An 11,324-nucleotide genomic window follows, 5' to 3' on the forward strand; every position below is an offset into this window, starting at 1 on the left:
CACCCCTTCCCATCCCGAACAGGACCGTGAAACAACTTTGCGCCGATGATAGTGCTGCAACCAGTGTGAAAGTAGGTTATCGTCAGGCTTGTTATATAAAAAAACCCCGCTAGGTGCGGGGTTTTTTTTCGCCTGCGGCATTCATCGGATCAGATGCCCCAGGTGATACTTTCATTTTCCGCCTTGGCCGAGCGCAGCATTTCCATCAAGGGATAGGCGCGCTGTGAAAAATGCACTTTTTGCGCGCGCGCGTGGGCGCCCGTTTCGCCATCTTCCAGCGTTTCCGGAGTATGCACATCGTGTTCGATGTCATTTTCCGGATGCAATTTACTTTCCGCGACCTCTTTTTCCAGCAAGGCCAGGGCATCGCCCGCTTCGGCTGGCGTGATGACGCCGCGCGTGGGGTTCTTGTGCAGGATGTCGAGGATACGCTGGGCATGTTCCTGATACATCAGCACTTCAGGGGAGGATTTGGATTTGAATGAGATCAACATAAGCGCTTTCTGAAACTTGTTGTTAGTGTCGAAACAATATCACGACTTGAAATGTCGCACAGGCCGTCCGTTTGTCCCGGATTGCATATTTGCAAGCCGGATAGGCCCATCTGTTGGACAACGCACGTATTTACAAGAGCTCGCTTACCGTGAAAACACCCGTTTAAGCGATCGTTAAGTCTCAATCCAGTTTCACCGAGTCCATGAAGGTGTCGATGGTCTCGCGCGACAGCTTGCTTTCCTCGCCGAGGATGATGACCTGGAAGATGCGTTTATCCTGCGCCACAAAACGCCCGACCAGCAAGACCGGCTTGCCTTGCTGCGTGCCCGTCGCTTCGATGCTCAACGAGCTGCGTTGATGGCTGCCGGCCGCCGTGCTGCTGGCCGCCGAGGCCGATTTTTCGCTGCGCACGGTGCCGTTGATGTTTTTTAACAGGGCAGTTTGCATGGCGGGCAGGGCCGCTTGCGCCTGTTCCGCGCTGTCGAGCACGGCGCTGCCGATGGCGAAGGTATTGCCATCGATTTCGCTGGCCGTCATGGTCAGGCTGACTTTCTTGCCATCGAGATCGATTTCGCGCGTCAGCACGGCGGGCTTGCTGGGAAACAAGGCCGTGAACTGGGCGTCAGGGCTGCGATAGTCGCGCCAGTCGAATTTCGGACTGCAGGCGGTCAGGACGCAGGCGGCCGCGAGCGTAGTCAGAAAGAGGGCAAGTGACGTTTTTTTCATCAGCAGATGGTAGCAGCGCCGCCGATCGCGCGCAATCGCGCACGCGTGGCGGGCGCTGTCGCCTTCATATTTCACGCAGCACGCGCCGGTACTGGATTGCTTCGGCAATGTGCGCCTGCGTGATGCCGGGGCTGCCCGCCAGGTCCGCGATGCTGCGCGCCACGCGCAATACCCTGTGGTAGGTGCGCGCCGACCAGTGCAGGCGCGCCATGGCGCCATGCAGCAACTGTTCGCCGTGTTTGTCCAGGCGGCAATGTTGTTCGATTTCCGTGCTGCTCAGGCGCTGATTGGCTTTTCCCTGGCGTGCCAGTTGCAGGGCAAAGGCTGCCGCGACCCGCGTGGCGATGGCTTGCGTGCTTTCACCGGCGCCAGCGTGCCGGCCCAGCGCCGCCGGCGGCATGGCGGCCACTTCAATCTGCAGGTCGATACGGTCGAGCAGCGGACCGGACAGGCGGCCGTGATAGCGCAGCACGGCGTCCGGCGTGCAGCGGCAGCGTCCCGAGGCGTGACCCAGATAGCCGCACGGGCAGGGATTCATGGCGGCGATCAGCTGAAAGCGGGCCGGAAACTCGGCCTGGCGGGCCGCCCGTGAAATGTTGATCACGCCCGATTCCATGGGCTGGCGCAGCACGTCGAGCACCCGGCGCTGGAATTCGGCGATTTCATCGAGAAACAGCACGCCGCAGTGGGCCAGCGAGATTTCTCCCGGACGCGGAACATTGCCGCCACCCACCAGGGCCACGCCGGACGCCGTCTGGTGCGGGGCGCGATAGGGGCGCCGTTTCCAGTGTTCCACCTTGAAGTGACCTCCCAGCGAATGCACGGCGGCCGATTCCAGCGCCTCTTCGTCGCTCATGGGCGGCAGCACGCCGGGGAAGCGGCTGGCCAGCATGGTCTTGCCCGCGCCCGGCGGCCCCACCATCAGGACGTTATGGCCGCCCGCCGCCGCCACCTCGAGCGCCCGCCGCGCCTGCTGCTGTCCCTGCACGTCGGCGAAGTCCGGATACGCGAAAGCGGGTATGGCCAGCACGGGTTGGTGGCGTTGCAGGGCCGTGTGGCTGGCGTGCGCGGCAAAATGCGCGCAGACCTCGAGCAGGCTGTGGGCGGGATAGATGCAGGCATCGCTGACGAGCGCCGCCTCGTCCGCGTTCGCCTGCGGCAGGATGAAGGCGCGTGGCGCGCCGGCCTGCTTGCGCTGCATGGCAAAGGTCATGGCCAGGGCGCCGCGGATAGGGCGCAACTGGCCCGACAGCGACAGTTCGCCCGCGAATTCGTAGTGATGTAATTGATCGCCCGGCAACTGGCCGGAGGCAGCCAGGATGCCCAGCGCGATGGGCAGATCGAAGCGCCCCGATTCCTTGGGCAGGTCGGCCGGCGCCAGGTTGGCCGTGATGCGCCGCGCCGGCATGTCAAAGCCGCAGTTTTGCAGCGCGGCACGGACGCGGTCGCGCGATTCCTTCACTTCCGTATCCGGCAGGCCGACAATCGTAAAGGAAGGCAAGCCATTGGCAAGGTGGACTTCGACACTTACCTCGGGCGCTTCCATGCCGGCCAGGGCGCGGCTTTTCAGGACGGCCAGACTCATCAGACTCCCCTGTGGCGCGGGCGCGCGCAGGATCAGTCTAGCGCGTGAAGCGCCGTCAGGCTTGAGCTATGCCAGCAAGGCCGTCAATAACGGGCCTGGCTGGCGTCACCTTAGGCCTTCGGCTCGTTCAGGCGTGTTTCCAGTTCGATCAGGCGCAATTCCAGTGCGTCCAGTTTGGCGCGGGTCTTGGCCAGTACTTGCGCCTGGATATCGAATTCCTCGCGCGTGACCAGATCGAGGCGGGCGAAGCCCTGGGTCATCATCGATTTCACGTTTTTCTCGATATCCTTGGCAGGCGAGTTTTCGATGGCTTGATGGATCTTGCCTTGCAAGTCGTTAAAGAAGGTATTCATGTCCATGGTCAGTCCTTTTATGGTGCGGCCTGTGCATCGCACCATTGCGGTGCACAGCGGCGTTAATCTGGTGCGAAACTGGGCAAATTCATAATGCTTTAGCAGCCCCTACCCGCATGGCCACAGGCTTGGAGGGTATGTATGGCCGGAAACGCAGCTGTCAAGGTGGCAAGAGAGCTGGCACGTATTCTGCTAAAGAAGGCATGAACGCTTTGTGATCTCCAGCCAAGATTTTAAACCTCAACCGCTTTAAAAGTTCAATAAAAGGGAATCGCCATGAAGAATCTGTCCAAGAACATGACTTTAGCTGCAGCGTTGACGCTGGCCATGACCGCCTTGTGCGGCAGCGCCATGGCCCAGGATGCAGTGGCGGCGCCCGCTGCGGCCGAAGCCGTACCTGATAACGTGGTGAGCTACAACGTGGCGCTGACCAGCGACTACCGTTACCGCGGCATTTCGCAAAGCCGCTTGAACCCGGCCATCAGCGGCGGCGCCGACTATACCCATAACCCGACGGGCCTGTACGTGGGCACCTGGCTGTCGAGCATCAAATGGATCAAGGATGGCGGCGGCGATACCAGTCTGGAATGGGATATCTATGCTGGCAAGCGTGGCGAGATCAGCAAGGATTTTACCTATGACGTGGGCGGCCTGTACTACTTCTATCCTTCGAATGGGCTGAGCACCAATGCTAACACCTTCGAGCTGTATGGCCAGCTTGGCTATGGCCCGCTGTACATCAAGTACTCGCACTCGACCACCAATCTGTTCGGCGTGGCCGACAGCAAGAACAGCGGCTATCTTGACGTGGGCGGCAACTTCGACCTGATCGATGGCTACATCATGAACGTCCATGTGGGCCGCCAGAAAGTCGAGCACAACGATTCCCTCAGCTATAACGATGTCAAGATCGGCGTGACCAAGGACTTCGGCATGGCGACTGTTTCCCTCGCTGCCGTGAAGGCCAACATCACGTCGCTGGCACCCAATGGCAAGAATCTGGCGAAATCCGGTCTCGTGCTGACCGTATCCAAAACCTTTTAAGCGAGACTGCCATGAAAATGATTACTGCAATCATTAAACCGTTCAAACTGGACGAAGTACGCGAAGCCTTGTCGGCTATCAATGTGCAAGGCATTACTGTCACGGAAGTCAAAGGTTTCGGCCGCCAGAAAGGTCACACGGAACTCTACCGTGGCGCCGAGTATGTCGTCGATTTCCTGCCAAAAACCAAGATTGAAGCGGCCGTCGATGACGCCATTGTCGACCAGGCCATCGAAGCGATCGAAGGCGCCGCGCGTACCGGTAAAATCGGCGATGGCAAGATTTTCGTCTACAACCTGGAACAGGTCATCCGCATCCGTACCGGTGAAACCGGCAACGAAGCGCTCTAAGGGGAATATTGATGCGTAAAAATATAACAAAATTGCTAGCTGGGTTTGCCTGTCTGTGTGCGTTTGGCGTTGCCACGCCGAGCTTTGCCGATGCCCCCGCCAAGACGGAGGCGGCCACCACCACGGCCGTCGCCACCCCCGCCGTCACGCCGGTGCCTGACGCAGTAGCGCCGGCTGCCGCCGCTCCGGCCCCGGCCGCTGCCGCGCCAGCCGCCGCGCCCGTCGCCAACAAGGGCGATACCAGCTTCATGATGATCAGCACCTTGCTGGTGATCTTGATGACGATTCCCGGCCTGGCCCTGTTCTACGGCGGCCTGGTGCGCTCGAAGAACATGCTGTCGGTGCTGATGCAAGTGTTCATGGTGTTCGCGCTGGTCGTCGTGCTGTGGTGCATCTACGGCTATTCGATCGCCTTCACGGAAAAAACCGCCTTCTTCGGTGGCTTCGACCGCCTGTTCCTGAACGGTATCTGGGACCCGGCCAAGGGCACGTTTGCCGCCGCCGCCACCTTCAGCAAGGGCGTCGTCATTCCCGAGTTCGTGTTTGTCGCCTTCCAGGGCACGTTTGCCGCCATCACCTGCGCACTGATCGTCGGCGCCTTTGCCGAGCGCGCCAAGTTTTCCGCCGTGCTGGCCTTCGTCGTGCTGTGGTTCACGTTCGCCTACCTGCCAGCGGCCCACATGGTGTGGTTCTGGACCGGTCCTGACCTGATCACCAACGCCGCCACCTCGGCCAGCGAAGCCCTGAAGGCTGGCTGGATCTGGCAAAAAGGCGCGCTGGACTTCGCCGGCGGCACCGTCGTGCACATCAACGCCGCCGTCGCCGGCCTGGTGGGCGCGATCATGATCGGCAAGCGCGTCGGCTACGGCCGCGAATCGATGGCGCCGCACTCGCTGACGATGACCATGATAGGCGCATCCCTGCTGTGGGTGGGCTGGTTCGGTTTCAATGCCGGTTCCTCGCTGGAAGCGGGCGACGTGGCTGCGCTGGCCTTCGTCAATACCTTGCTGGCCACTGCCGCCGCCACCCTGTCGTGGGTATTCGGCGAGTGGATCAGCAAAGGCAAGCCATCGATGCTCGGTGGCGCTTCGGGTGCCGTCGCCGGGCTGGTGGCGATCACCCCGGCGGCCGGCTTTGTCGGCCCGATGGGCGGCCTGGTCATGGGCTTGCTGGCAGGTATTGTCTGCCTGTGGGGCGTGAATGGCCTGAAACGCCTGATCGGCGCCGACGATTCGCTCGACGTGTTCGGCGTGCATGGCGTGGGCGGCATCCTCGGTGCCTTGCTGACGGGTGTGTTTGCTGCACCACAATTGGGCGGCCAGGGCATCTTCGACTATGTCACCAACAAGATGTCGGCGGATCCGTACTCGATCGGCCATCAAGTGTGGGTGCAGGCGCAAGCGGTCGGCACCACCATCCTCTGGTCTGCCATCATTTCCGTCATCGCCTATAAACTGGTCGACATCGTCATTGGCCTGCGCGTACCGGAAGAAGAAGAGCGCGAAGGCCTCGATATCACGAGCCATGGCGAGCAGGCGTATCATGGCTAAATAGTAATTATCTGGCATGCCAGCGCTCCGGCGCGGCATGTCCGGCTGGAAAAGGCGCCTCATTGAGGTGCCTTTTTTTCGTTGTGGGAATGTAAAAGGTCTTTAAAACAAGGCTTTTGCCCCGATTTGGGGTACTTACACGGTAATATAGTCGGCAGTTCTGTGTGCTTTTTTGAATACTGCACATAATTTAAGGATGTAACTATGGTTCCCCATCTCGTCACGGCCCTGACCGGACCGCTGCTCGACCTCGAAAAAAAGATTCTGGCCGCGACGCCGGCCATTGAGCGCTGGTTTCGCATGGAGTGGCAAGAGCACACGCCGCCCTTCTATTGCTCGGTAGACTTGCGCAACGCCGGCTACAAGCTGGCGCCCGTCGACACCAATCTGTTCCCTGGCGGTTTTCACAACCTGGCCACGGAAATGCTGCCCCTGTCCGTGCAAGCGGCCATGGCCGCCATCGACAAGTATTGCCCGGATGCCCGTAATCTGCTGATCGTGCCGGAATTGCACAACACTACGCCGCAGTACCTGCAAAACGTGGCGCGATTGATGCAAATCTTCCGCCAGACGGGGCTGCACGTGCGCTTCGGCTCGTGGTCGCCCGAGATTACCCAACCCACGCCGCTGGCACTGCCGGACGGCAACATGCTCGTCATCGAGCCGCTCGTGCGCCTGAACAATGGCCGCCGTCTGGGCTTGAAGGATTTCGACCCGTGCACGATTCTGCTGAATAACGACTTGTCGGACGGTATACCCGATATCTTGCAAAATATTCATGAGCAAAGCCTGCTGCCGCCCTTGCACGCTGGCTGGGCCTTGCGTCGCAAGAGCAACCACTACACGGCCTACGATGAAGTGGTGAAAAAATTCGGCAAGATGATCGATGTCGACCCGTGGATGCTCAACCCTTTCCACGCCAAGTGCAGCGACGTCAATTTCCAGGAAGGCGAGGGCGAAGATGCGCTGGCCGCCAGCGTCGACGTGTTGCTGGCCAAGATCCGCAAGAAATACAAGGAATACGGCATCAAGGAAAAGCCGTTCGTCATCGTCAAGCCCGATGCGGGCACGTATGGCACGGGCATCATGACGGTGCGCGACGCGAGCGAAGTGCGCGACCTGTCGCGCAAGCAGCGCGAAAAAATGTCCATCGTCAAGGATGGCCAGCTGGTGACCGACGTCATCATCCAGGAAGGCGTACCCACGTTTGAAAGCATCAAGGATGCCGTGGCCGAGCCCGTCGTCTACATGATCGACCGCTATGTGGTGGGCGGCTTCTACCGCGTGCATGCTGAAAAAGGCGTGGACCAGAACCTGAACGCGCCCGGCTCGCAGTACGTGCCGCTGGCGTTTGCCCAGCAGCATGCCGTGCCGGACTTGAAGGCCAAGCCGGGCACGGCCGCGCCGAACCGCTTCTATGTGTATGGCGTGGTGGCGCGCCTGGCCTTGCTGGCCGCGTCGCTGGAAATGGAGCGCACGGACCCGAATCCCGAGGTGTATTGAGCCACCGACGAGACTTGCCGGGCGCGGCGACTACCGCGCCTGGCGATCTCGGCTAGAATCAAGCATTCCTTATCCAGGCTCCCCGATTGGACGCACCATGAAAATTGCATTCCTTGCCGACCCGCTGGCAGGCTTCAAGACTTACAAAGATTCCACTTTCGCCATGATGCGCGAGGCGGCCAAACGCGGCCACGCCGTCTACGCCTTCGAACAGAAGGACATGGCGCTGGAAGAGGGCATCGTCACGGCAAGGGTCAAACACATCGAGCTGACGGGTGACGAGCACGACTGGTACAAGGTAGTCTCCACCGAAGAAGTGCGCTTGTCGGCGCTGGACGCCATCATCGAGCGCAAGGACCCGCCGTTCGACATGGAATACGTGTATGGCACGTATTTGCTGGAACTGGCGGAAAAGCAGGGCGCCTGCGTCTTCAACAGGCCGTCCGCCATCCGCGACAACAACGAAAAGCTGGCCATCGCCCAGTTTTCCGAATTCACGTCGCCGACCCTGGTGACGTCGGACGAAGCGCGCCTGCGCGCCTTCCACGCCAAGCACCAGGACGTCATCTTCAAGCCGCTCGACGGCATGGGCGGCACGGGCATCTTCCGCGTCAAGGCCGACGGCCTGAACCTGGGCGCCATCATCGAGACGCTGACGGACAACGGCGCGCAAACCATCATGGCGCAGCGTTTCATCGCCGACATCGTCAAGGGCGACAAGCGCATCCTCGTCATCGGCGGCAAGCCGGTGCCGTTTTCGCTGGCGCGCATCCCGCAAGCGGGCGAAGTGCGGGGCAACCTGGCCGCCGGTGGCACGGGCGTGGCGCAGCCATTGACGGCGCGCGACCTGGAAATCGCTGAAAAGCTGGGCCCGATCCTGGCCGCGCGCGGCCTGATGCTGGTAGGATTGGACGTGATCGGCGACTACCTGACGGAAGTCAACGTCACCAGCCCGACCTGTTTCCAGGAAATCATGCAGCAGACGGGTTTTGACGTGGCCGCCATGTTTGTCGACGCCGTCGAGCATGGCGTTGCGCAAGCGCAGCAGCGCTAAAAGGTGGAATGACTATGGTAGGGATTTTGCTCATGACACATGCACCGCTGGGACAGGCATTCATCGCCGCCTGCGCGCACGTGTTCCGGGGGCCAACGGAACGGTTTGAAGCCATCGACGTCGTCGCCGACCAGGACCTGGCGGAAGTGCAGAAGCTGGCGTCGGACGCCATCTGCCGCCTCGACGACGGTTCCGGCGTGCTGGTGATTACCGACGTGAAGGGCGGCACGCCGTCGAACTGCTGCAACAAGCTGGCCGACGCGGGCAGGGTGGAAGTCATCGCCGGCATCAGCCTGCCGATGCTGCTGCGCGCCATCACGTACCGCCGCGACACGCTCGACGTGGTGGTGGAGATGGCGCTGGCCGGTGCGCAAAGCGGCGCCGTGCGCGTCGATAACCGCATTCGCGTGGGCGAGTAAAGAGTGACATGGCCGCCGCCCTGAAGGCGGCGGGTTTTATAGCAGGGCTGGCAACAATGCAGTGCATTCAGGGATAGAGACCATACAAAAATGATTCAAAAAGAACTCGAAATCATCAACAAGCTGGGACTGCACGCACGCGCCTCCGCCAAATTTACCCAGCTCGCCGCCAAGTTCAAGAGCGACGTCTGGCTGACCCGCAATGCGCGCCGCATCAATGCCAAGTCCATCATGGGCGTGATGATGCTGGCCGCCGGCAAGGGCGCGAAAGTGACCCTGGAAGCCGAGGGCGATGACGAGCAGGCATGTGTCGATGCGCTCACCGCCCTGATTAATGACAGGTTTGGCGAAGGCGAGTAATGCCCGCCGAACGCAGCCGCAGCCGCATTCCGACAGGTCACCCCATGGCATCTTTCACGCTCCACGGCATCCCGGTTTCCCGCGGCATCGCCATCGGCCGCGCGCACCTGCTGGCGCCGGCCGCCCTTGACGTCAAACATTACCTGGTGGCGCAGGAGCAGATCGAAGCCGAAGTCCAGCGCCTGCAAAACGCCATCGCCACCGTCCACAAGGAACTGCAAATCCTGTGGAACGAGCTGCCGAAGGACGCCCCCACGGAACTGGGCGCGTTCATCGACGTGCATGCGCTGATCCTGTCGGACCCGATGATCGCCGAAGCGCCGCTCGACATCATCCGTTCGCGCCACTACAACGCCGAATGGGCGCTGCTGACGCAAATCGATGAATTGTCGGCCCAGTTCGACGAAATCGAAGACCCGTACCTGCGCGAGCGCAAGGCCGACATCCAGCAAGTGGCCGAGCGCGTGCTGAAGGTCTTGCTGGGCACGGAACAGCTGCTGCCCAAGGCAGCCACCGCGGACGAGCTGGTGGCGCAGATGATCGTCGTCGCCCACGATATTTCGCCGGCCGACATGCTGCAGTTCCGCGACCGCTCCTTCATCGGTTTCATCACCGACGTGGGCGGGCAGAACTCGCACACGGCCATCGTCGCGCGCAGCCTCGATATCCCGGCCGCCGTCGGCATGTCGCAGGCGTCGATGCTGATCGAGCAGGACGACTGGCTGATCATCGACGGCGACGCCGGTGTCGTCATCGCCAACCCCAGCCCGCTGGTGCTGGAACAGTACCGCGAGCGCCAGGTGGCCATGCAGCGCGCGCGCAAGAAGCTGGGCAAGCTGAAAAAGACGCCGGCCGTCACCAAATGCGGCACGCCCGTCACCCTGCTGGCGAATATCGAATTGCCCGAGGATTGCGCGTTTGCGTTGGAGTCCGGCGCCAGCGGCGTGGGCCTGTTCCGCTCCGAATTCCTGTTCATGGGCCGCGCCCACAAGATCCCCACCGAGGACGAGCAATTCGAGGCCTACCGCAACACGGTGCAGTCGATGAAGGGCCGCGTGGTGACCATCCGCACGCTCGACATCGGCGCCGACAAGCCGCTCGACCAGGCAGACCATACGGCCCTGAATCCCGCCCTCGGCTTGCGCGCCATCCGCTATTGCCTGGCCGAGCCGCAGCTGTTCCTGACGCAGCTGCGCGCCATCCTGCGCGCCTCGGCCTTCGGCAAGGTGCGCATCCTGATCCCCATGCTCGCGCATGCATTCGAGATCGACCAGTCGCTGGCCATGATCGCGCAAGCGAAGGCCAGCCTGCGCGAGGAGGGCGTCAAGTTCGACGATGACGTCGAAGTGGGGGCCATGATCGAGATTCCGGCCGCCGCGCTGGCCTTGCCCATGTTCGTCAAGCGCATGGACTTCCTGTCGATCGGCACGAATGATCTGATCCAGTACACCCTGGCCATCGACCGGGTCGACTACGAAGTGGCGCATTTGTACAATCCGCTGCACCCGGCCGTTCTGCAATTGATCTCCATGACGATCGCGGCCGGCCACAAGGCGGGCATCGACGTGGCCGTCTGCGGCGAGATGGCGGGCGACGTGAAGCTCACGCGCCTGCTGCTGGGCATGGGACTGCGCGAGTTTTCCATGCATCCGGCCCAGCTGTTGGCGGTCAAGCAAGAGATCCTCAACAGCGACCTGGGCCTGATTGCGCCACAAATGCGCAAAATTATGCGTTCCATGGAACCAAATGTGATCGCCGAAGCCGTCCAGCAGCTGCAGCTCATGTAAACTGTCACCTTATCGGCATCAGGACACCTCGCGCGTGGCAAGAGGTGTGCTGATGCTAAAGTTGCAGCACCTATCATCGCGGTGCTGCATCGACCATG

General features: G+C 61.3%; 12 protein-coding genes. 8 read left to right on the plus strand and 4 right to left on the minus strand.

The features are described from left to right. Positions 1 to 149: 149 nt before the first annotated feature. From BLU39_RS21420 to BLU39_RS21435, 4 genes are all read right to left on the minus strand, one after another. Entirely contained in the window at positions 150 to 494 is a 345-nt protein-coding gene (locus BLU39_RS21420) for a DUF1840 domain-containing protein (protein WP_092716690.1), read from the minus strand. 181 nt (positions 495 to 675) lie between these two features. Continuing rightward, complete coding sequence (locus tag BLU39_RS21425; RefSeq protein WP_092717184.1) at positions 676 to 1,221, minus strand: hypothetical protein; 546 nt, start codon at positions 1,219 to 1,221, stop codon at positions 676 to 678. 64 nt (positions 1,222 to 1,285) lie between these two features. Next, positions 1,286 to 2,806 carry a YifB family Mg chelatase-like AAA ATPase gene (locus BLU39_RS21430; protein WP_092716692.1) on the minus strand — a complete coding sequence of 507 codons (1,521 nt, stop codon included), beginning with the start codon at positions 2,804 to 2,806 and terminating at the stop codon, positions 1,286 to 1,288. Positions 2,807 to 2,916: 110 nt separating this feature from the next. Next, positions 2,917 to 3,165 carry an accessory factor UbiK family protein gene (locus BLU39_RS21435; protein WP_092716695.1) on the minus strand — a complete coding sequence of 83 codons (249 nt, stop codon included), beginning with the start codon at positions 3,163 to 3,165 and terminating at the stop codon, positions 2,917 to 2,919. 270 nt (positions 3,166 to 3,435) lie between these two features. Here BLU39_RS21435 and BLU39_RS21440 point away from each other — a divergent pair, with 270 nt between their 5' ends. The 8 genes from BLU39_RS21440 to ptsP all read left to right on the plus strand — a co-directional run bounded on the left by BLU39_RS21440 (position 3,436) and on the right by ptsP (position 11,226). Beyond that, the gene (locus BLU39_RS21440; protein WP_092716697.1) at positions 3,436 to 4,203 is read left to right on the plus strand and encodes a TorF family putative porin; all 768 of its coding nucleotides are present in this window, start codon (positions 3,436 to 3,438) and stop codon (positions 4,201 to 4,203) included. An 11-nt stretch (positions 4,204 to 4,214) separates the two neighbouring features. Continuing rightward, complete coding sequence (locus BLU39_RS21445; protein ID WP_010393464.1) at positions 4,215 to 4,553, plus strand: P-II family nitrogen regulator; 339 nt, start codon at positions 4,215 to 4,217, stop codon at positions 4,551 to 4,553. Between the two features lie 11 nt (positions 4,554 to 4,564). Then, entirely contained in the window at positions 4,565 to 6,103 is a 1,539-nt protein-coding gene (locus tag BLU39_RS21450; RefSeq protein WP_092716699.1) for an ammonium transporter, read from the plus strand. Between the two features lie 204 nt (positions 6,104 to 6,307). Continuing rightward, positions 6,308 to 7,606 (plus strand): glutamate--cysteine ligase, encoded by a 1,299-nt coding sequence (gene gshA, locus BLU39_RS21455; RefSeq protein WP_034749425.1) that lies wholly within the window; start codon positions 6,308 to 6,310, stop codon positions 7,604 to 7,606. Between the two features lie 97 nt (positions 7,607 to 7,703). Next, complete coding sequence (gene gshB / locus BLU39_RS21460; protein ID WP_092716701.1) at positions 7,704 to 8,660, plus strand: glutathione synthase; 957 nt, start codon at positions 7,704 to 7,706, stop codon at positions 8,658 to 8,660. A gap of 14 nt (positions 8,661 to 8,674) precedes the next feature. Further along, a complete protein-coding gene (locus tag BLU39_RS21465) occupies positions 8,675 to 9,079 on the plus strand; it encodes a PTS sugar transporter subunit IIA (protein ID WP_035824452.1) in 405 nt (134 codons plus the stop codon). A gap of 90 nt (positions 9,080 to 9,169) precedes the next feature. Continuing rightward, positions 9,170 to 9,439 (plus strand): HPr family phosphocarrier protein, encoded by a 270-nt coding sequence (locus BLU39_RS21470; RefSeq protein ID WP_010393142.1) that lies wholly within the window; start codon positions 9,170 to 9,172, stop codon positions 9,437 to 9,439. A gap of 44 nt (positions 9,440 to 9,483) precedes the next feature. Next, positions 9,484 to 11,226 carry a phosphoenolpyruvate--protein phosphotransferase gene (gene ptsP, locus BLU39_RS21475; protein WP_092717187.1) on the plus strand — a complete coding sequence of 581 codons (1,743 nt, stop codon included), beginning with the start codon at positions 9,484 to 9,486 and terminating at the stop codon, positions 11,224 to 11,226. Positions 11,227 to 11,324: the final 98 nt, after the last annotated feature.

Origin of the sequence: Janthinobacterium sp. OK676, from assembly GCF_900103595.1 — a bacterium.
Classification (GTDB): domain Bacteria; phylum Pseudomonadota; class Gammaproteobacteria; order Burkholderiales; family Burkholderiaceae_D; genus Janthinobacterium.

What these genes read in the sequence shown, in the direction of transcription:
- BLU39_RS21420 (WP_092716690.1), bottom strand. Translation starts at nt 494, where the DNA reads ATGTTGATCTCATTCAAATCCAAATCCTCCCCTGAAGTGCTGATGTAT.
- BLU39_RS21425 (WP_092717184.1), bottom strand. Translation starts at nt 1,221, where the DNA reads ATGAAAAAAACGTCACTTGCCCTCTTTCTGACTACGCTCGCGGCCGCC.
- BLU39_RS21430 (WP_092716692.1), bottom strand. Translation starts at nt 2,806, where the DNA reads ATGAGTCTGGCCGTCCTGAAAAGCCGCGCCCTGGCCGGCATGGAAGCG.
- BLU39_RS21435 (WP_092716695.1), bottom strand. Translation starts at nt 3,165, where the DNA reads ATGGACATGAATACCTTCTTTAACGACTTGCAAGGCAAGATCCATCAA.
- BLU39_RS21440 (WP_092716697.1), top strand. Translation starts at nt 3,436, where the DNA reads ATGAAGAATCTGTCCAAGAACATGACTTTAGCTGCAGCGTTGACGCTG.
- BLU39_RS21445 (WP_010393464.1), top strand. Translation starts at nt 4,215, where the DNA reads ATGAAAATGATTACTGCAATCATTAAACCGTTCAAACTGGACGAAGTA.
- BLU39_RS21450 (WP_092716699.1), top strand. Translation starts at nt 4,565, where the DNA reads ATGCGTAAAAATATAACAAAATTGCTAGCTGGGTTTGCCTGTCTGTGT.
- gshA (WP_034749425.1), top strand. Translation starts at nt 6,308, where the DNA reads ATGGTTCCCCATCTCGTCACGGCCCTGACCGGACCGCTGCTCGACCTC.
- gshB (WP_092716701.1), top strand. Translation starts at nt 7,704, where the DNA reads ATGAAAATTGCATTCCTTGCCGACCCGCTGGCAGGCTTCAAGACTTAC.
- BLU39_RS21465 (WP_035824452.1), top strand. Translation starts at nt 8,675, where the DNA reads ATGGTAGGGATTTTGCTCATGACACATGCACCGCTGGGACAGGCATTC.
- BLU39_RS21470 (WP_010393142.1), top strand. Translation starts at nt 9,170, where the DNA reads ATGATTCAAAAAGAACTCGAAATCATCAACAAGCTGGGACTGCACGCA.
- ptsP (WP_092717187.1), top strand. Translation starts at nt 9,484, where the DNA reads ATGGCATCTTTCACGCTCCACGGCATCCCGGTTTCCCGCGGCATCGCC.